17 protein-coding genes are annotated in these 19282 nt (G+C 63.5%); 6 read left to right on the top strand and 11 right to left on the bottom strand.

All coding sequences use genetic code 11. The features are described 5' to 3' along the window. Window positions 1-67: 67 nt before the first annotated feature. The 7 genes from DVK00_RS08795 to DVK00_RS08765 all read right to left on the bottom strand — a co-directional run bounded on the left by DVK00_RS08795 (window position 68) and on the right by DVK00_RS08765 (window position 8799). Window positions 68-1792, bottom strand: a complete 1725-nt coding sequence (locus DVK00_RS08795) for an alpha-glucosidase (RefSeq protein ID WP_233560777.1) — start codon at window positions 1790-1792, stop codon at window positions 68-70. Then, complete coding sequence (locus DVK00_RS08790; RefSeq protein ID WP_121577594.1) at window positions 1789-3498, bottom strand: alpha-glucosidase; 1710 nt, start codon at window positions 3496-3498, stop codon at window positions 1789-1791. Before DVK00_RS08790 ends, DVK00_RS08795 begins: the two co-directional genes overlap by 4 nt. A 97-nt stretch (window positions 3499-3595) precedes the next feature. Beyond that, window positions 3596-4678, bottom strand: coding sequence for a Xaa-Pro peptidase family protein (locus DVK00_RS08785; RefSeq protein ID WP_101349619.1), 1083 nt, complete (start codon window positions 4676-4678; stop codon window positions 3596-3598). 131 nt (window positions 4679-4809) lie between these two features. Next, window positions 4810-5769: a nucleoside hydrolase gene (locus tag DVK00_RS08780; RefSeq protein ID WP_121577593.1), complete on the bottom strand. Its 960-nt coding sequence runs from the start codon at window positions 5767-5769 to the stop codon at window positions 4810-4812. 115 nt (window positions 5770-5884) lie between these two features. Then, window positions 5885-6898: an ornithine cyclodeaminase family protein gene (locus DVK00_RS08775; protein ID WP_101349621.1), complete on the bottom strand. Its 1014-nt coding sequence runs from the start codon at window positions 6896-6898 to the stop codon at window positions 5885-5887. Between the two features lie 78 nt (window positions 6899-6976). Beyond that, window positions 6977-7249 carry a hypothetical protein gene (locus DVK00_RS08770; RefSeq protein ID WP_101349622.1) on the bottom strand — a complete coding sequence of 91 codons (273 nt, stop codon included), beginning with the start codon at window positions 7247-7249 and terminating at the stop codon, window positions 6977-6979. Then, window positions 7246-8799 carry a Na+/H+ antiporter NhaC family protein gene (locus tag DVK00_RS08765; protein WP_121510957.1) on the bottom strand — a complete coding sequence of 518 codons (1554 nt, stop codon included), beginning with the start codon at window positions 8797-8799 and terminating at the stop codon, window positions 7246-7248. The genes DVK00_RS08770 and DVK00_RS08765 overlap by 4 nt, the downstream gene beginning before the upstream one ends. A 330-nt stretch (window positions 8800-9129) precedes the next feature. On the opposite strand from DVK00_RS08765, the gene DVK00_RS08760 reads away from it, so the two are divergent. Next, window positions 9130-9882: an IclR family transcriptional regulator gene (locus tag DVK00_RS08760; RefSeq protein WP_101349624.1), complete on the top strand. Its 753-nt coding sequence runs from the start codon at window positions 9130-9132 to the stop codon at window positions 9880-9882. A 99-nt stretch (window positions 9883-9981) separates the two neighbouring features. On the opposite strand, the gene DVK00_RS08755 is transcribed toward DVK00_RS08760, so the two are convergent. After that, entirely contained in the window at window positions 9982-10728 is a 747-nt protein-coding gene (locus DVK00_RS08755) for a helix-turn-helix domain-containing protein (RefSeq protein WP_101349625.1), read from the bottom strand. Window positions 10729-10866: 138 nt separating this feature from the next. Between DVK00_RS08755 and DVK00_RS08750 the strand changes: the two genes are divergently transcribed. Together DVK00_RS08750 and DVK00_RS08745 are read left to right on the top strand one after the other, a co-directional pair. Then, window positions 10867-11910: a DUF1611 domain-containing protein gene (locus DVK00_RS08750; RefSeq protein ID WP_101349626.1), complete on the top strand. Its 1044-nt coding sequence runs from the start codon at window positions 10867-10869 to the stop codon at window positions 11908-11910. Then, window positions 11907-12986: a dipeptide epimerase gene (locus DVK00_RS08745; RefSeq protein WP_121577592.1), complete on the top strand. Its 1080-nt coding sequence runs from the start codon at window positions 11907-11909 to the stop codon at window positions 12984-12986. Before DVK00_RS08750 ends, DVK00_RS08745 begins: the two co-directional genes overlap by 4 nt. Window positions 12987-13029: 43 nt before the next feature. Here the strand turns inward: DVK00_RS08745 and DVK00_RS08740 are convergent, their stop codons facing one another. After that, on the bottom strand, window positions 13030-14130 hold the full coding sequence (locus DVK00_RS08740) for a polymer-forming cytoskeletal protein (RefSeq protein ID WP_121577591.1): 1101 nt from the start codon (window positions 14128-14130) through the stop codon (window positions 13030-13032). Window positions 14131-14331: 201 nt separating this feature from the next. On the opposite strand from DVK00_RS08740, the gene DVK00_RS08735 reads away from it, so the two are divergent. Next, window positions 14332-15177 carry a hypothetical protein gene (locus DVK00_RS08735; protein ID WP_121510953.1) on the top strand — a complete coding sequence of 282 codons (846 nt, stop codon included), beginning with the start codon at window positions 14332-14334 and terminating at the stop codon, window positions 15175-15177. Between the two features lie 20 nt (window positions 15178-15197). Here the strand turns inward: DVK00_RS08735 and DVK00_RS08730 are convergent, their stop codons facing one another. Further along, the gene (locus DVK00_RS08730; protein ID WP_121577590.1) at window positions 15198-16658 is read right to left on the bottom strand and encodes a trehalose-6-phosphate synthase; all 1461 of its coding nucleotides are present in this window, start codon (window positions 16656-16658) and stop codon (window positions 15198-15200) included. A gap of 329 nt (window positions 16659-16987) precedes the next feature. Here DVK00_RS08730 and DVK00_RS08725 point away from each other — a divergent pair, with 329 nt between their 5' ends. Beyond that, a complete protein-coding gene (locus DVK00_RS08725; RefSeq protein WP_121510951.1) occupies window positions 16988-17680 on the top strand; it encodes a 6-hydroxymethylpterin diphosphokinase MptE-like protein in 693 nt (230 codons plus the stop codon). Between the two features lie 15 nt (window positions 17681-17695). Here the strand turns inward: DVK00_RS08725 and DVK00_RS08720 are convergent, their stop codons facing one another. Next, complete coding sequence (locus tag DVK00_RS08720; RefSeq protein WP_101349632.1) at window positions 17696-18694, bottom strand: TIGR04024 family LLM class F420-dependent oxidoreductase; 999 nt, start codon at window positions 18692-18694, stop codon at window positions 17696-17698. 240 nt (window positions 18695-18934) lie between these two features. Between DVK00_RS08720 and DVK00_RS08715 the strand changes: the two genes are divergently transcribed. Next, window positions 18935-19201, top strand: coding sequence for a multidrug efflux SMR transporter (locus DVK00_RS08715; protein WP_101349633.1), 267 nt, complete (start codon window positions 18935-18937; stop codon window positions 19199-19201). Window positions 19202-19282 lie beyond the last annotated feature (81 nt).

Raw genomic sequence — 19282 nt, 5'->3', positions numbered from 1 at the left:
ACGGGCGCGTCTTGAATCTGTGCCTCTTGATGACCGTTTCGGTGGGAGTGCCATAGGGCGACGGTTGTCAGTCGAATAGCTCGTAGACGCGAGCCTCATACGGTGCAAGCGTCACCGTTTCCGGATCTGCGTCGTCGCGGTCGTAATTGCCCTCGAGCAGCGTCGCATCGGCGTACTCGACCGGGAGTGCAACGGTTTCGCTCCCGTCATCGAAGTGCAAGACGACCAGAACACGCTCGGTTCCCGCGTCCGTCGACAGCGACCGCGTGAACGCGAAGACGGTTTCGTGGTCGGGGAGCAAGTCGGTGTAGTCTCCGTACACCAGCACGTCCCTGTCGGAGCGCAACTGGATGAGTCGCCGGTAGTAGTTGTAAACGGAGTCTTCGTCCGTTCGCTGGGTAGCGGCGTTGATATCCCTGTAGTTCGGATTGACCTTTATCCAGGGGTCACCGTCGGTGAAGCCGGCGTTTCGGGAGTCGTCCCACTGCATCGGTGTCCGGGCGTTGTCGCGGGTCCGGTAGCCGACGACCTCTCTCACGTCCTCGTAGTCCTCGACATCGTCTTGCCCGAGGAGTTCCCGCGCGTGGTTGATGGCGTCCACGTCACGGAGGTCGTCCATCGTCTCCCAGTCGGCGTTCGTCATCCCGAGTTCCTGCCCCTGGTAGATGTAGGGCGTGCCACGGAGCATAAGGACGAACGTCCCGAGCAGCGTCGCGGATTCCCGGCGGTAGTTCTCGGGGTCGCCGTAGCGGGAGACGCTCCGCGGCTGGTCGTGGTTCTCCCAGTACAGGGCGTTCCAGCCGTCCGCCGCCAGCCCGTCCTGCCAGCGGTCGACGATGGTTTTCAGCTCCGGCAGGCTCCAGTCGCCGACCGACCACCGCTCGCCGCCGTCGTAATCGAGTTTCGTGTGCTGGAAGTGAAACGCCATGTCCAGCGGGCCGTCCGTGCCGGCGTACTTGCGGGCCGACTCGACAGTGAGCTGTGGCATCTCGCCGACAGTCATCACGTCGTAGTTCGACAGCACCGACTCGTCCAGTGCCGTCAGATACGACGACAGCTCCGGCCCGTTGATGAAATGCTCGGAGCCGATCCATTCGCTGTCCGGCTCGCCGTCGGGCAGCCCCTCGACTTTCGACAGAAGGTTGATAACGTCCATCCGGAAGCCGTCGATGCCCCGCTCCAGCCACCACTCGATGGTGTCGAAGACGTCCTGCCGGACGGCGTCGTTGCGCCAGTTCAGGTCCGGCTGTGAGGTGTCGTACAGGTGGAGGTAGTACTCGCCGCGCTCCTCGTCGAACTCCCAGGCGGAGCCCCCGAAAAAGGACTCCCAGTTGTTCGGCGGCACGGGCTCGCCGTCCGCGTCAGTGCCGCCCTCGCGCCAGATGTAGTAGTCCTCGTACCCCGGGTCGCGCTGTCGGGACTTCTGGAACCACTCGTGTTGGTCTGACGTGTGATTGACGACGAGGTCCATGACGAGCCGCATATCTCGGTCGTGGACTTCCGCGAGCAGCGCTTCCCAGTCGGCCATCGTTCCGAACTCGTCGTAGATTGCCTGATAATCGCTGATGTCGTAGCCGTTGTCTTCCTGTGGAGAGTCGTAGACTGGATTGAGCCAGATAACGTCGACGCCGAGGTCGGCGACGTAGTCCAGTCGGTCGACGATGCCCTGCAGGTCGCCGACCCCGTCGCCGTCGCTATCGCTAAAACTGCGTGGGTAAATCTGATAGACGACTGCTTCTTTCCACCATTCGCGGTCCAGTTCGCCGTCGGAAAGCATCTGCGATGACATCATTGTTGCTCTGAGAGTTCGTAGAGGCGCGCTTCGTAGGGCTGCAGTTCCAGGTCTGTGCCGTTGTGGCTGCTGGATTCGACCGCCGCGTCCAGTTCGTTCCCGAACAGCGGTGTTGCCTCGGCCTCGACCGGGACCGAGACGCGTGTGGCCGTCGGTGAGACGTTCAAGACGACCAGCACGTCGTCGACATCGACCGCCGGGTCGTCGAGCGTGCGCCGATAGGCGTACACCGTCTCGTGGTCGGGCAGTAATAGTTCGTATTCGCCGTACACGAGCACGTCCAGGTCGCTCCGGAGGTCGATGAGGTCGCGGTAGTACGACAGAATACCGTCTTCGGTCGCCTCGGCCGCAGCGACGTTCACCTCCTCGTAGTTTGGATTGACCTTTATCCAGGGGTCACCGTCGGTGAATCCGGCGTTCCGGGAGTCGTCCCACTGCATCGGCGTCCGGGCGTTGTCCCGCGAGCGGAACTCGACAACGTCGCGTGCCTCGTCGTAGTCGTCGATATCACCCGACTGCAGGGCGAGTTCGACGCGGTTGGACGCGTCCGCGTCCCGGATCTCCTCGACTGACTCCCACGGGCAGTTCGTCATCCCGATCTCGTCGCCCTGGAACAGGAACGGCGTCCCCTGATGTGTGAGCAGGAAGGTCGCCAGCAGCGTGGCCGACTCCTCGCGGTACGCCTCGTCGTCGCCGAAGCGGGAGACGATTCGTGGCTGGTCGTGGTTGCCCAGGTAGACGGTGTTCCAGCCGTCGAGTTCGGTCTGCCACTCGGCCATCACCGACTTCAGCTCGGGCAGCGACCAGTCTTCGATAGTCCACCACCCTTCCTGCTGGTCCAGCAGCATGTGCTCGAAGTGAAACACCATGTCCAGCGGTCCGTCGGCGCTGACGTAGTCACCGGCGGTGTCGACGTCGATATCGACGCACTCGCCGACCGTCATCGAGTCGTAGTTGTCGAACGTTTCGGCGGCCATTTCTTCGAGGAACTCCTGTGTCCGAGGCCCGTTAGCGAACTGCTCGATACCGACCCATCCGGTGTCCGGGTCGCCGTCGGGCAACCCTTCCGGCTTGGATATCAGGTTGATGACGTCCATCCGGAAGCCGTCGATGCCCTTCGCCAGCCACCAGTCGATCATCTCGTAGATGTCCGAGCGGACCTCGGGATTCTCCCAGTTCAGGTCCGGCTGGCGCTCGTGGAACAGATGGAGGTACTGCGCCCCGACCTGCTCGTCGTAGGTCCAGGCCGACCCGCCGAAGCCGGTGGTCCAGTTGTTCGGGGGCGCGGGGGTACCGTCCTCGTCGGTGCCGCCCTCGCGCCAGATGTAGTAGTTGCGGTAGCCATCCTCGTCTCGGCGCGAGCGCTGGAACCACTCGTGGTCGTCGGAGGTGTGGTTGACGACCAGGTCCATGACGAGTTTCATGTCCCGGGCGTGAATCTCCTCGAGTAGCTCCTCCCAGTCTTCCAGCGTGCCGTACGCCTCGTGGATGGCGCGGTAGTCACTGATGTCGTAGCCGTTGTCGACCTGTGGTGACTGATACACCGGGTTGAGCCAGATGATGTCGACGCCGAGGTCAGCGACGTAATCCAGTCGGTCGATGATACCCTGCAAGTCGCCGACGCCGTCGCCGTCGCTGTCGTTGAAGCTCTGTGGGTAGATCTGGTAGACGACCGCTTCCTTCCACCAGGCGCGCGCTGCGGTCATACACAGGGGTAGCCTGAGCCGTTCCTTAAACCCACGGATTCATACAACACCTGTTGTAAACACTCTCTCCACAATCGGAAACAGTGTTCCAGCGCCGCTACAGCTCAAGCACCGTGTGCCGCGGCAGTTCGAGGTCGTAGCCGACCGCCGAGACCGTCTCAGTCGGCCAGTCGCCGGTCCCGGACAGCAGTTCGACGTCGTCTGCAGAGACGAGATACGTGTCCTCGCTCTTCGTACCGGCGATAGTCGGATTCCAAGCGTACCCGTGTGGCAGCGCGACCTCACCCTCGTGTCCGGGCGTGGCGATCCATTCGCGACCGGCGAAGCCCGTCGCACCGCCCTGATGATGATTCTGCCACTCGCCCTCCCAGCCGACCTCGGCGTAGGCGTCCTGTATCGCGCCGAATACGTCGCCCGCTGTGCCGCCATCTCGGCCAGCAGCCTGTGTCGCAGCCAGCGCAGTGGTTTCGACGCGGGCAGCCTTGCGGGTGCGCTCCATGAGCCACTCCGGCGGGTCGAACGCGACCGCTCGGGTGGTGCTGACGTGGAGGCCGTTCCGCTCGACGGTCACCGACATGAGCGCGTAGTCACCGAGTTCAGCGTCTGTCGGGGTGTAGTGTCGGTAGGATTGTGCTCGCTCGGCGCTGCCGACGAGCACGACGGGTGTGGCGATGCCCCGGCCTTCGAGCTTCTGTCGGAGCACCGCGGTCACATCAAGCTCGGTGTGCGACGGCTCGACGTTCCGCGCGACAGCCTCGACTGCTTCGGCCGTGTCTCGCGCGAGTTCGCGGCACTGCTCAATCTGGGTCTCGGTCAGTGGCTGACGGAGACGCGCGGCGTCAACTGATTCGAAGCCGGGGACATCGAAATCAGCCGCCGCCGGGGTCGGACTCGCTTCAGCGACGGCTTCGGCCAGCGACTGTGCGTGCCAGTCGAATGTCTCGACGGCCACGTCGCTGTCGAGTTCCTCGTCGCGGAGCCGCGGCGCTTCGATGTTGTCGGTGACGACCCGTACCTCGTCGCCGTCGTAACCTGCGGCGGCGACGCCAACGCCGACCTCCCGGTCGACGACGTTGTCACCACCGCCGGTGAGCCACGCGAAGGAGTTCGGTCGGGCGAACCAGACGGCTTCGAGCCCCGCTGTCCGGAGGTACCGGTCGAGACGGTCTGTAAGCGTCATACCCTGACATGCCGCCGGCCCCCAGTAAAAACCAGGGACAACACGCGGCACCGGGACTGGTGCCACAGGTCTCACACAGCGGCAACGACGACACACCGTCCGTTACTCTCGTGTTCGCCTCCGCTCCTGACTCACTCGGTGATGCCGCTGTCGGGGTCTCGGGACTGGAGCAGCGAGTACATGACTGACTGGAAGGCGTCGCTATCGACGGACTCTACGACGTGGGTATTCGGGTCGCTGTCGGTCACACCGTTGACATCGACGCTGGTGTACCCACGGGTGAGTCCCTCGCGGTCGTCCACCGTAACGTGATACGTCGACACCGCCTCGCGGAGTTCCGGGTACGCAAACAGCGCGGCGGTGACACTGTCCGGGAGTGCCGTCCACCCGGGGTCATCAGGGCCCTCACTGTTGAACGCCCGGGCCTGCGCTGTCACCGACTCGAAGAACGACGCCAGTTCCGTGTCGAACGCCGATACCGCCTCGAACTCGGGAGTGCCGAACACTGCGTCCCGAAGGCACACGCCCCAGTCGACGAGCGTCACCTCGAAGGCGTCGAACACACGCTTGGCGGCGTCGGGATCGACCCACAGATTGAATTCCGCGGCGGGGGTGACGTTCCCTGCACAGTTGACGTTCCCGCCCATTACCCACACTTCATCGACGAGGTCTGGCAGCTCGGGCTCGCGGGCGTACGCCAGCGCCAGATTGGTCAGCGGGCCGATACAGAGCAGCGTGATTTCGCCCGGGGCCGCCCGACAGCGGTCGACCATCTCGTCGGGGCCAAACCCCGCCGCCGATTCGATGCCGGTGTCGGGGAACACGTCCCCGCCGAGGCCGTCCTCGCCGTGAATGTACGTCGCGTGTTCGAACTCCTTGAGAAGCGGCTGTCTCGCCCCTTCGTAGACGGGCACGTCGAGTGAATCGGCGAGTTCGAGCGTATACTTCGCGTTCTCGACTTCTCTGTCGAATGGAACGTTGCCGGCAACGACCGTGATTGCGTCGACAGTAATCCGGTCACTGAGACAGGAAAGCAAAATTGCCTGTGTGTCGTCGCCCGCGGTATCCGTGTCGATGATGACGCGTCGCATACCCCCTCGTCGGATGGCACATACAAATGATACCGGGCCACAACTGCGTGCCACATCGACACTTCGTCGCTCGATACCACTGTAGAGCGACTACCGGTGCTGTAGACCGGCGTACTTACACCATTTCGAGGCGGTGTCCGCTGTCGTCACCGAGCGATTCGTACACGATACGTGCGGCAGCGATGTCCTGAATCGCGAGGCCGGTCGAGTCAAAGACGGTATTCCCGGACAGGTCCTCGCGACCCGACGCGCTCCCGACGACAATCTCGCCGAGTTCGGCGTCAATATCCGACTCGTCGATATCGCCTGTGCTCCATGGAACGTTTATCTCGCCGGAGTGGGTCGTCTGTTCGAAGTCGTCGATGACAAGTGTCGCCTCGCGGATAACATCGGTGTGGAGTTCCTGCTTCCCTTCGGCGTCGGCACCCATGGCGTTGACGTGGGTGTGCTCCCCGAGGTCCTCAAGCGTGACGATGGGGTCTTCGACCGGCGTGACCGTCGACAGGACGTCACACTGGGCCGCCTCAGAAATCGTGCCGGCGCGCACGTCGAACTCGTCGCCGAACGTGTCGATAAACCGCTGGACCCGGTCGTCATCGAGGTCGCTAACGACGACGGACTCGATCGGTCGCACCTGCGAGATGGCCTCCAGTTGCGTGTAGGACTGGACGCCGGCACCGATGATGCCCAGCGAAGATGCCCCCTCGATAGCGAGGTGGTCCGTCGCCACGGCGGCGGCCGCACCGGTTCGCTTCATCGTCAGCGTCGTCGCGTCCATCACGGCAAGCGGGAAGCCGCTCTCGGGGTCCGTGTATACGAGTGTCCCCATCACGGTCGGTAGGTCGAACTCGTCGGGGTTGTCCGGGTGCACGTTCACCCACTTGATGCCCGACGCCTCCCAGTCGTCCGTTTCGAGGTATGCCGGCATCGACCGGAAGTCCCCGTTGTGCTGTGGCAGGTCGATGTAGGACTTCGGTGGCATCTGCGCCGTGTCGTTTTCGTATGCGGCGAATGCGGCCTCGATGGCCGGGACGAGGTCCGCCATCTCGACGGTCGCTTCGATGTCCGTACTGGGAACGATAGTCGTCTGGTTGTGCTGTCGTGCTGTGGAATAGAGTGAATTGCTCATATGCTGTGAATCTCTTATATCGGTTTTATCGGTCGCGCTATACTGGCTCGCTGCACTGTTCGGCACTCTGTGGCACTGCTAGAACGACCCCTGCGACAGCGTCTTCCGGTGAGTGACCCGGCCGCGGTGCTCGGCGTCGTCGAACGACTCGACCGTTGCGAGCACGCGACAGCCGACGATATCCGCCTCACCGTTTTCGAAGTAGAGGCGGGTCTCGCCGACCTGTGCGACCAGCTCGCCGGATTTCTCGTCGAGTTCCGTGACGTACACTTCTATTTCTTCGCCCGCCTCGAACGTCGGCGTGGTCGACCTGAAGGACATCCCGGTGAGGAACTTGCTGAGCATGCTCATAGACGGGTCACATCCTTGGATTTGCGGTCAGTGGTGTACTCAAGGCCGAAGCCGGTCAGCGCGGAGAGGAGGAACACACCGAACAGGAACCAGCCGTGGAAGACGTACGGCCACACCTGGACGGGGTTGACAATCATCGCGCTGGTGAACCATTCGTACTGCTCCGGGAGGCCCTGTAGCGTCGCGAAGCCGATGAGAACGCCGCCGCCCCACGGGAAGATGTACCCGAGCGCCGAGGTGTTCGCGTCGAGGATATTCGCCCGTCGGTAGCTATTGATGTTGTACCGCTGGCCGATGCGAGCGATGTACGGCGCAATCGCGATCTCTGCTGCCGTGTTGATCGTAATCATCGAGTTGACGAGGGCGGTCCCAACCACCATCGTCGTCTCGGCTTTTCGGACGCCCGTTGCGACATTTTCGAGAAGCCATTCCTGTATCGCTTCGAAGCCACCGCCACGGATCATGATCTCCGACCCGGCGACGATGAGCAACACGAGCACGATAAGCGGGAAGAAGCCGGCTGCACCGTTGTAGATCGAGCCGGTCACGCCGGCGTTTTGCGGCGCGACCACTTCGGCAACAGGGAGCGCACCGGCCCAGCTCGCGGCTGCTGACGTTTCGGGAACTTTGAACAGCAACACGTCACTCAGCGGTGCGAGATCGAAGATGACGTTGAACACAACCGCAACGATGAGTCCCCACGAAATGGCCTCGACAATGTGTCGGCCCATGACCGCCGTCACGATGACGACGAGCATGGAGATGAGATGCAACAGTCCCGCTGGTTCGCTGTTCTGGACGAACAGGTCCTGTGCTTGCTGGGAGATGTCCAGCCCGGCCATCGCGTTTCCGGCGAAGACGTACGCCGCAAGCGCCAGTATCGCTGCGATAACAGCGTACTTGAACCGCGACGCGACGACGCCGCCGATATCGGCGTCCTGCGTCACTGCGCTCACGATCGTCGTATCACTGACTGGCGCGAGGTTGTCCCCGAAGACGGCCCCGGAGAGAATTGCTCCGAACAGCAACACCGGATTCGCCCCGAGCAGGATGCCGGCCGGGAAGAAAAGCGCCGAGAACGCGACTGCCGCGCCGTAACCAGTACCGATCCCGGTCGTGAACAGCGCTGCGAGGATGAACGTGGCGGCTGGGAACAGTGCGCCCCCGACGTCGGCCGCGTTCGCTGCCCAGACGAGTCCGCCGACGAAGCCGCCTGCCTGGAGCGTGCTCGAGAACATCCCTGCCCAGAGCCATGCGACGACTGCTGTCGCGGCGACTCGCTTCGTCATCCCATCGAAGATGGTGTTCGCGTAGTTCTTCCAGTCTCCTTTGGCGAAGAACATCCCGACGATGAGCGCCACGAGCATTCCCGCGACAAGACCAGTCGTATCCCCGATTCCGAACAGGCCACTCTGGACAATCGCCCACAGGATAAACAGCCCTATGGGAATAACGCTCATCCACCGTCCGCCGTAGAACTCGATTGCTTCGACATCTGGGCCAGAGATCTCCTCGATCTCAGTCCCATCGCCGCTATCCGTGTCTGACATGCATTCTGTGCCTCGTCAAATACACACGCAAAAGTTCATGATAATAGCTAACTCAGCGGTAACAAATCATCGGAGCCGCCTCTGGTAAATTCTCATCCCGTCGCCGTCGCTGTAGACATATAAAAATCCGCTAGGATTGGAATTCGAGTGGTGTATTACCCCTGAATATCGTCCAGATTGAACTGAGTGGACACAATTTCAGACATGTACTCTAAAAATATAACCCGTGGCAATCACTAGGCCGAGTACTATCAGCGAATGGTATAATATCGACAGAACCTGTTCCACTATGACCGGACTTTTTTATACTGGTGTCGAGTCCACTGTGGTATGGACAGCTCTAGCGGTCGTCGTCTCCAGACGACCGAAACCTCCCTCGCGATCATTGATGCGGTAAACGAGCTGGGGGAGGCGCGAATGAGTGAGCTTGCGGACCGGCTGGACCTCTCGACGAGCACCATTCACGTTCACCTCAGGACACTCCTGGATCAGGAGTATCTGGTCAAGCGGGGTGAGCAGTACCGACTCGGCATGAAACTGTTCCACCTCGGAGAGGGCGCCCGGACCCGAAACGAGTGGTACGAGGTCGCCCGTCGCAAAACACACGAACTTGCCGATAGCTGTGGTGAGGAAGTCACGTTTGCCATCGAAGAGTACGGGCGTGCGATAACGTTGTTCAACGTCGTCGCTAACGTCCCGTCGAAAGGGTTCCAGGTGGGACGGTACTACTACCTGCACAACTCGGCAGTCGGGAAGGCGATCCTCGCCGGGTTGCCAGAAACCCGTGTCAACGAGATTCTCGACCGGTGGGGACTGCCCGCCGAGACGGAGTACACAATCACCGACCGCGACGCCCTCATGGAAGACATCGAACGCACGAGCGAGCGCGGCTATTCGGTGAACGATCAGGAGGCAGTCGAGGGGCTTCGGTCCGTCGGCGTGCCGGTCACCGCCCCACACGGCGGCGTTCTCGGCGCGCTCGACATCTCCGGTCCGCTGTATCGGCTCCCACCGAACGAGGAACTCGCATCGATGTTGCAAGACGTCGTCGAGGAGCTGGAATCGGAACTCGGAGTCCAGTAGCGCTCTGTCGCGCCTGTCGTCGCAAGCTTGGAACGCTGCCACCTGCTCTGTGACAGGAGACACGACAACTGGCAAGTGGGCCGAGACGCTGTGTTGTCGTCAGCCCCGGTCGGCGTCTCTCGGACCGAGAAGCGTGGCCTCGACTTTCCGGAGGTGTTCGTGAAACGTCGTCTTCGCGATACCGAGCTCGTCGGCTAGCTCGCTCCCGCTTACCTCTCTCGGGTAGTCGTAATAGCCGCGTTTGCGGGCCAGTTCGAACACGTCGCGCTGTCTGTCGGAAAGCTGTCGGACCGCCAGTTCGTCCCGCTCCCTGCTTCCGGTGGTCGCGGACGTAATCTGGGTCACGGTGATCGTCGCGTCTTTCTGTGCGCACACGGCGTCGAGCTTCTCCTGTATTGTCGTCCGCGATTCGTCGATAGCGACCGTCCAGTACTCGGTCCCGTCGCGGATTCGGATCGGCTCTTGATTCATGAACCCGTGTGAGACCAGCGCGTCGTGGATGCTCTCTTCGGGGCCGTATTCGACGAGAAGCGTGCGCGTCGCTTTGTTTACCGGTGCCGATATCCCGCCGAAGCTACGACGAGTATCCATTTCTGTGACTGCATGGGTGTGGTCGGATGCCCGGGTCGCCGCAACGAGCGCCTCGACCGCGGCCGCCGACTCAGCGTATGCGACGACGTGGGCTTTGACCTTCCCGTCGACCAGATACGCCGCGTTGACCAGCAGTTTGGCTGCAGTGGCCGCCGTCACTTCCCGCATCCAGCAGTCGGGATGCTCCAGTTTGAGTGTCAACTGGAGACCGCCGCTGGACGGGGACGCGGCCATATCGGAGCCGTCAGTGGCCATCGTTCTCTCCGGGTTCTGTGACGCGATAGCGCTCGCCTGTTCTTGCTTTCATTACCGGTTGTCGTCCTCCAGTACTCTCAGTGGAGGCCACACATGTAAGGCTCTGGTTTGTCAGTCACGCCCGCAGTGTCCTTCAGTATGGACTTGCGGCGAAAATACGACGAAGGCACGCCCGCCGTTGTGCTCGCGGAGGGGGAGTTCGGACAGCCGGAAGGTAAGACGGCCAACGGTATCGTTATGCACGGAGAGCTGTTCGACGCGCAGGCCGTCGTGGACTCGACGTGTCCGAGCCCTCACGCCGGAGCGGCTCTTGAGTGGCCTGCTGCCGACAGCGTCCCGGTCGTCGAAACCGTCACCGAAGCGCTGGATCGGGCCCCGGACGCGGCCGTCCTTGTCATCGGCGTCGCGCCCGCTGGTGGTGACCTCCCGGAGTCATGGGCCGAGGCAATCAAGCACGCGATGGAGCGGGGCTGTGATATCGTCTCTGGCTTGCACGTCTTTCTGAGCGAGCGCCCGGCCTGGACCGAGCGCGCACAGCAACACGGTGTCGACCTCGTTGACGTTCGGAAACCTCCAGCCGTCACCGATCTGACGCTCGGTGACGGCCGCGGGGCTGCGGCCGACGCAGACGTCGTCCTGACGATGGGGACTGACTGTGCAGTCGGGAAGCGAACGACGACCTTTGAACTGTACCGGGCCGCGACCGATGCCGGACTCGACGCCGGCTGGGTCGCGACGGGACAGACCGGCATCCTCGTCGGCGCGGACCGCGGCGTCGTCATCGACCGGGTCCCGGCTGACTTCGTCTCGGGCGTCGTCGAGGACATGGTGCTCGACGTTGCGACGGACCACGACATCGTGTTCGTCGAAGGGCAGGCCGCCCTCACGCACACCGCATACGGCGGGGTGACGCTCGGACTGCTCCACGGAGCGGCCCCCGACGCAGTCGTACTGGCCGATGACCCTTCTCGGGAGGCCCGGTCCCACTTCGATGACCTCACTGTAGCCGGTGTCGAGGCCGAATGCCGCGCGATTACCGCCCTCACAGAGACGACAGTCGCCGCCCTCTCGACCTGGGGGGACCCGGAGGCGGAAACCGCCAGAACAGGGCTTCCGGCGGCGAACATCTACGACGATGACGGCCCGGAGACACTCCTCACAGCTGTTCTGGAGGCGCTATGACCCGTATCGACCGTGTCTCTGTCGAATCGCTCGATCGCGAACTCCGCGAGCCGTTCGAGATCTCGCTCGGAACTCGTGAGAAAGCGCGGAATCTGGTCGTTCTGGTCGAGACGGACTCGGGCGTCGTCGGCCACGGGGAGGGGTCCCCGTTACCGCCAGTGACCGGCGAGACGCAGCCGGCTGCCGTGGCGACTGCCCGGTCGGTAACGTCGATGCTTGAGGGAGCGTCCCTCGCCGACTACCGCGAACTCGCCGGTGAGGTGCGGGCCGCAGTACCCGGAGCGGTTACGGCACTGTTCGCCGTCGAGACGGCGCTGCTCGACGCGTACTGTCGCGACCGCGGTATCCCGCTCTCGGAGCTGTTCGGCGGAGCGCCGACCCCAGTTACCACCGATATTACCGTTCCGATAGTCGCGCCCGACGCGGCAGCCGAGCGAGCCACCCGTGCCGCGGCCGCGGGCTTCGACCATATAAAGGTCAAAACCGGCGGCGCGATTGACGACGACGTGGCCCGAACCGTTGCGGTCGCAGACGCCGCACCCAACGCAACGATTACCGTGGACGCGAACCAGGGCTGGACGCCGAAGGCTACAGAGCAGTTTGTCGACGAGGTGGCGACGGCTGGGGTCGACCTCGCTCTGGTCGAACAGCCGACGCCGAAGGACGATATCCGCGGTCTTGCGAGGACCCGCGACAGACTCTCGGTCCCCGTCGCCGCGGACGAGGCCGTATTCACGCCCGCGGACGCAACTACCGTGGTTCGCGACGGGGCTGCCGACGTGATCAACGTCAAACTCGGGAAGTCCGGGCTCCTCGGGGCAGCGGCAATTGCGGCCATCGCTGAGGCCGCCTCGCTCGATTGTATGCTCGGCTGTATGCTCGAAGGCGCGACCGGGATTGCGACGAGCGCTCACCTCGCCGCTGGGCTCGGTGCCTTCGACTACGTCGACCTAGATGGCCACCTGTTGCTCGACGAAACGCCGCCATCGATGGCGTTCGGTCCGGGCATCGATATCGACGGGCCGGGCCACGGAGTTTCGCTGCCGGCGGCTGTGAGTGGTGCGACTCAGAGCTGATGCTGTGGCGGGACGGTTCTCACGCAAAATAGCGTCCGGGCAGTTACTCTGCGGACTCCGCCGCCTCTTCGACGTCGGAATCGGCTTCTGAAGCATCGCTGCCAGTCGGTGCGCCAGTCCCATCGCCGCCGTCGGTTGCCGCGCTGTCCGCAGTGGCAGCGGTATCGTCCGCTGTTACATCAACCGCCGGATCGGTATCGTTGGACTCGCTCTCTTCGGTGGCTGGCTCCGTAGTGTCAGTATCAGATTCAAGCGATTCGGCCATTTCCGCCATCGCCGCAGCGGACTCGTCCGGCCGGTCCAGAACCGCTTCGGTGTGCATTCGCATCTCTTCGCTGGCCCGGATCGTCCCGTCGACCGTCGCGTTCTCGTGGAGTTCGACGGTCGTCCCCGAGATGTCGCCCCAGACCTTCGCGCCCGGGCCGACGCGGACGGTCCCGTTGCGGGTCGTTACGTCCCCTTTGATCTCTGTGCCCCGGCCGACCACGATGTCGGCTTTCGCGCGGAGGCTTCCGAAGACAACCGTGTCACGGCCGACTTCGAGTGATTTTGCACGGATATTTCCGTGGAGCCGGCAGTCGTCGCCGACCGTCGCTGGCGTCGACACGCGCCAGGCGTCATCCGAGACGCTCGCGCCGCGTGGAATCAGAACCGGGTCGTGCTCGTCACTGCCGTCGTCTAGCATCTCGTCGATTACTTCCTCGGCCGCGTCTTCCTCGCCGATGCGGAGGAGTTGTGAGAGGTAGACGAACAGGAAGACGATGGTCGGCATCGGATTGCGGATGACGATCCAGCCGTTCGCCTCGAACCCGTTCTCGATGTCCACGTCGTCGCCGATATCAAGGTCGCCCGCGACACGGAGTTCGCCGCCGATGTGTACTCGTTCGCCGATGTAGGCGTCCTCGCCGACCAGCACGTTGTCCGCCACGTCACACCACATATCCAGCCGACAGTCACCTTCGGCTTCGATGTGGCCGCCAAAGCGGACTCGCTCGTCGGCAATGACTGTCCGCCCGCGCACACCGAACTCCACGGTTGACTGGCCGCCGACGATGACATCACCGTCGGTCACCAGGTCGTGTTCCTCGACGGTTGTTCCGTCGGGAATGTCGAGTTCGGACAGCGGGTCGGAGCCGAGTGGCACGGTTCCTATAGCGTTTTCGTTCGTATTAAACCCTCATGACGTGCATGACGGGCGTCTGACGCGGGTCGGACGGGACCGGCATCGCCGCAGTCTCGCGACGGCAGCGGGACGGTCATCGAGTCCGTGTATACCCTGAAGCCGGACGGAATCTGACAGCTGAACGGCCATAACGAACTAACCCACTGATACAGTGGCACCGATATGTCTCTCGAACGCCGTCATCTCTCGCTTGCACTCGCGGTGCTACTGATAGCGTCCGCTGGCTGTAGCGGGCTGTTGGGCACTGAATCGGGTACAGCTGGAACAGACACCGAAATAACATCGACCTCGGCTGACGTCAACGGCCCCGCACCCGGCTCGTCCGGCTTCGATGCGGCGGCTATCGAACGCGGACACTTCGAGCGGCTGTCGAACTCGTCGTTTACCACGTCGCTGTCGTTCCAACTTTCGACGGTCCGCGACGGCGAGAACCGGTCGGTGTTCATCAACCGAACCGTTGCTATCGACCGTGCGAACGACCGGTCGCTAGCGCAGGGCGAACTGGTTCAGGCCGGCGGCGACACACTGGTGACAACGACGTACACCGCCGATGGAACCACCACACAGCGCCGTGTCCTCACCCGCGGTGAGGAGGCGATGACGGAGATCCGGGCTGCGTCACCGCCGTACGACGGGTCGGTCCAGCCGGTCAACGAGAGCAGTGTCATCGACCGCTCGTTGCTCCAGTCACTGGGGTCGGACATCAACTGGACGTACGCCGGTACCGAGACGGTCGACGGTGACAGGGTCTCGCGGTTCGAAGCGACAGGGGGTAACGTTACTGGCTTCGCGGCCGACGACGCTGTCTCGACGACCGTCTCGGCCAACGGGACGACGGACTCGGCCAGTGCAACCGTCCTTGTTGACGAGGATGGCGTCATCCGGTCGTTCCAGTACCGGGTGACCACTGAGCGGGACGGCCAGCCGGTGACGGTGACGCTGTCGCTTTCCGTTTCGCAGGTCGACGATACCACCGTCGCGGAGCCGGACTGGCTGTCGAACGCGTAGCGCCGGTAACTGACGGCCCCCTACGGTGACTGCCCGGGGCTGAACTGTCTGGCGACCCACTGTGAACTGTCGAGCGCTTCGGCGCTTTGCTGCAAGCGCGCCAGCCGGTCTGCTCTGTCCGCTTCCTCCAGTTCCAGCGCCCGCTCGATGGTGTCCGCAATCGCACCGATATCGTGCGGATTGACTGTTAGCGCGCCGTCGAGATGGGTCGCCGCGCCGGCCAGTTCACTCAGTACGAGTGCGCCGTCACCATCAACACAGGCGACCGGATACTCGTGGGCGACGAGATTCATCCCGTCGCGGTGTGGCGTCACGACCATGACCTCGGCAGCCCGGTACAGCCCGGCCAACGTCTCGTTGTCGAGGGTGGCTTCGGTGTAGACGATGGGCTGCCAGTCATCGGTCCCGAAGCGGTCGTTGACGCGTTCGACGGCATCGACGACGTCCGCTCGGTACCGTCGGTAGGCGGCAATCCCCTCCCGCGTTCGACTTGCCTTCTGCACGTACGTGAACTCCCCTCGCAGGTCCGGTCGCCGGTCCCAGAGGTGCGCCAGCGCCTCAATCCGCTCGGGGATGCCCTTCGAGTAGTCGAGCCGTTCGACGCCGAGCGCGAGGCGGATGGACGTGTCCGAGCGACTGCCGCCCAGCACGGTATCGCGGATACTGCCCACGTCGGCAGCACGCGCTCGGTCCCGGACCCCCTCGGCATCGATACCTAGGGGGTTCGCGACGACTCGCGTCCGCTCGTCGTTCCGGGTGACTGTCCCGGTGTCCGTGTCGATGGTTGCCGCGGAGAACGCACTATCGACGCAGTGCAGGAACTGCTCGGCGTACCCTGCTGTGTGAAAGCCGATGACGTCACACGCCAGCAGTCCGTCGAGTAGCGCGTCGCTGTGGGGACAGTGCTGGAACACCGACGGCGCGGGCCAGGGGATGTGCCAGAACTGCAGTAGCCTTGCCTCCGGCCGTCGCTCCCGGAGCAGTTTAGGGGCGAGCGCCAGATGATAGTCCTGGAACCAGACCGGCTGGCCCGCGTCAGCGACCGTGTCGACGGCCTCGGCGAACTGCTCGTTGACGGCGCGGTACTGCTCCCAGTAGGCTGGTTCGGCCCACATCCGGCCCGTATCCTCGTGACAGAGGGGCCAGAGCACTTGATTGGCGTAGCCGTAGTAGTAGCCCTGGACCGCCGCGTCGGAGAGCGGGACGCGTTTCAGGTCGTAGGCCGGGTCCGACGGCGGCACTTTGACAATACCCTCGTGGGCGACAGCCATATCGGCGTCGCCGCTGCCCCAGGCGACCCAGGTGCCACCCCGTGACTGCATCACCGGGTCGAGTGCGCTCGTCAGGCCACCCGCGGCGGACTGGACCCGTATCTCGCCGTCGTCGCCCCGCTCGTGGCTATACGGTTCGCGGTTCGAGACGATCACCAGCGAATCCGGAACTGCACCGTCTTGCGCATTCACCGACAGTTCCGGGACCATTTGTCCTCCGTAAGGACTGCCCCGTCTTGAGGCTGTCGCGGAGTGCTGGCGTAGCTACGGGGTGGAACAAGTTATCGCTGCCCGTGAGGTCCGCCATTCGTGTCTGACGGTAAGAGAAAACTTATACCGGAGGCCTCGAAAGAAAGGGGTGAAAGCCGAAAGGGCACCCGGGTAGGGGTACACGGACGTGCCATTTCGGCTCAACTCGGTTTATCTGGCCACGAATCCGGTAGCGACAGCAACGCTCCGGGCCAGTGACAGCGTCGTGCAGTGTGACTGACCGGGGAAACAAGACAGAAGCATGTCCACTTCGTGGCGTCTGATAACAGATGGAATTTCACACCTGGGAGCCAGTGTATTCGGACATTCTCGACGACTTCGGGTACCCTCGTGACGGCGACGAGCTCGCCTGTGACCGCTTCGTCGAACTGCTCGGCGACGATAGCACATACGACCCGACGACCCTCGGACTCGACGGTGCATCGGTGGCTATCGCCGGAGCCGGCCCGTCACTGGAAACCGAGGCCGACCGTGCAGCCGACGCCGACGTGGTCCTCGCGGCGTCCACTGCTGCCGACCGTCTCCAGGCGGCAGGCGTCGCCGTCGACTGTATGGTTACGGACCTGGACAAGAACGCTGATACCGGGCGGAAACTGACTGCCGCCGGGACGCCGGTTGTCGCCCACGCCCACGGTGACAACATCCCCGCACTGGAGACACACATTCCGGCCTACGACAGTGAGTTCGTTGTACCGACGACGCAGGCGACACCCGCCCCGCCGGTCCGCAACTACGGCGGCTTCACCGACGGCGACCGCGCCGCGTTCCTCGCGGACCACTTCGGCGCTGCCTCGCTGGTATTCCCCGGATGGGACTTCGAGGATCCGTCCGTCACTGCTGAAAAGCGGCAGAAGCTTCGCTGGGCCGAGCGCCTGCTTCGCTGGCTAGAACAGCGCCGTGGCGAGCGCTTCAACGTTCTCGATGGCCGTCGCGACGCCATCGAGCCGGTAGTGACCGACTGAAAGCCACTCCCCACTTCAGGGTGCTAACACGTCGATGGTCGCGTCGATAGTGTCCCGTTCCGCAGCGCGGGGGAACGAGATGTTAATCGCGTCCACGCCATCGATAGTCTCGAACTGTGCGATACGGTCACGACATTCTTCAGGTGTCCCGGCAACGGCAATGCTGTCCAGTAGCTCGTCACTGATCGCGTCGACGGCGGCCGCTTTGTTGCCCGACCCCCATTGCTCGGCGATCTCGTAGGCGGTGTCCTCGTACCCCTGCCGGGCCAGCGCGTCGCGGTAGAACGTCCCCATCCCGCCGATGTAGAACGCGACGTGCTGACGGGCCAGTTCGCGGGCCTGCTCCCGGTCGTCCATCGCACAGCACGTCAGCGACAGCGTTACCCGCTGGTCGGCGCGGTCGCGGTCGCCGAGGTCCGCGCCGTGCTCGAAGTCTTCGAGCCGGTCCCGAAGGCCGTCAGCGGTCAGCATGAGCGCGTGCCAGCCGTCGGCGAAGCGACCGGCGAGTTCGACTGATTTCGGTCCGAGACCGCCGGCATCCACGGGGGGCGCGGGTTCGGGCGGTTCACAGCGCAGCCGGAACCCGGACAGCGAAAAGATGTCTCCGTCGTAGTCGACGGTCTCCCCGGAGAGTACCAGTTTCATGATGTCGACTGTCTCTCGGGTGTACTTGAGGGGGCTCTCGAACTCACGGCCGTGCCAGCCTTCGATGACGATGGGCCCGGACGGGCCGACGCCAGCGCGGAAGCGGCCGTCTGAGACCTCCTGCAGTGTCGCTGCGGTCTGGCCGAGCAGCGCCGGCGACCGCGAGTACACGTTCAGAATCGATGAGCCGAGGCCGACCGCCGACGTGTGTTCGGCGATGCTGGTCAGCGTCGTCACTGCGTCCCGCCCCCACGTCTCCGGGAGCCAGACCCGGTCGTAGCCGCTGTCCTCGGCCTGCTGGCTCATCCCGACAAGCGTGTCGACCGACGGCTGGGCTGCGACCGGGAGATACACGTCTCGCGCTGTCATCTGTCGCCCTCCACGCGTCGAGCGGCGACCGGCCGTACTCCTGTCGGCTGGAACGTATGTACCTGAAACATGGCTCGCAGTGCGGCCGCACGGGAGATAAAGCCACATGAGAGGGGGAGTGTCGCCCGTTGTCCGCGGTTTATTCACAGGACGGTCAACTGGGCCGGGAGCGTCTCGGAAAGGGGACTGGTGAGGTGACGACAGTCGAAATGTATCGTATCTGTCCACAATTCTCGACGAGTGAACCCATACGCCTTCCTCGGAGCCGTGATTGTGTCCGAACTGCTCGGGACAACGTCGCTGAAACTCTCAGAAGGGTTCCCACGTCCCGTTCCCCGTCTCGGCGTCGTCTACGGCACCTGGGCCGCGCTGGGAATCGTCGGTGTCGTGGCGATCGGGACTGTCGTGTTCGACCGGCCTATCGACCTCCCCGGTGCCGTCGGGATATTGCGCATCATCATCGGCGTGTACTGTGTCACCGTCCTCTCGGAGACGTCTGCGCACTGAGCGGGAACCGGCCACAACACGCCCAGCGTCGTGAGTCTGCCCGTGCCGAACAGCTGTGCGTCCGGCTCGGCGACCGGCTAT

This window comes from Haloarcula sp. Atlit-47R, assembly GCF_003665985.1.
Lineage (GTDB): Archaea > Halobacteriota > Halobacteria > Halobacteriales > Haloarculaceae > Haloarcula > Haloarcula taiwanensis.
This window is presented reverse-complemented; position numbering and strand designations above follow the sequence as displayed.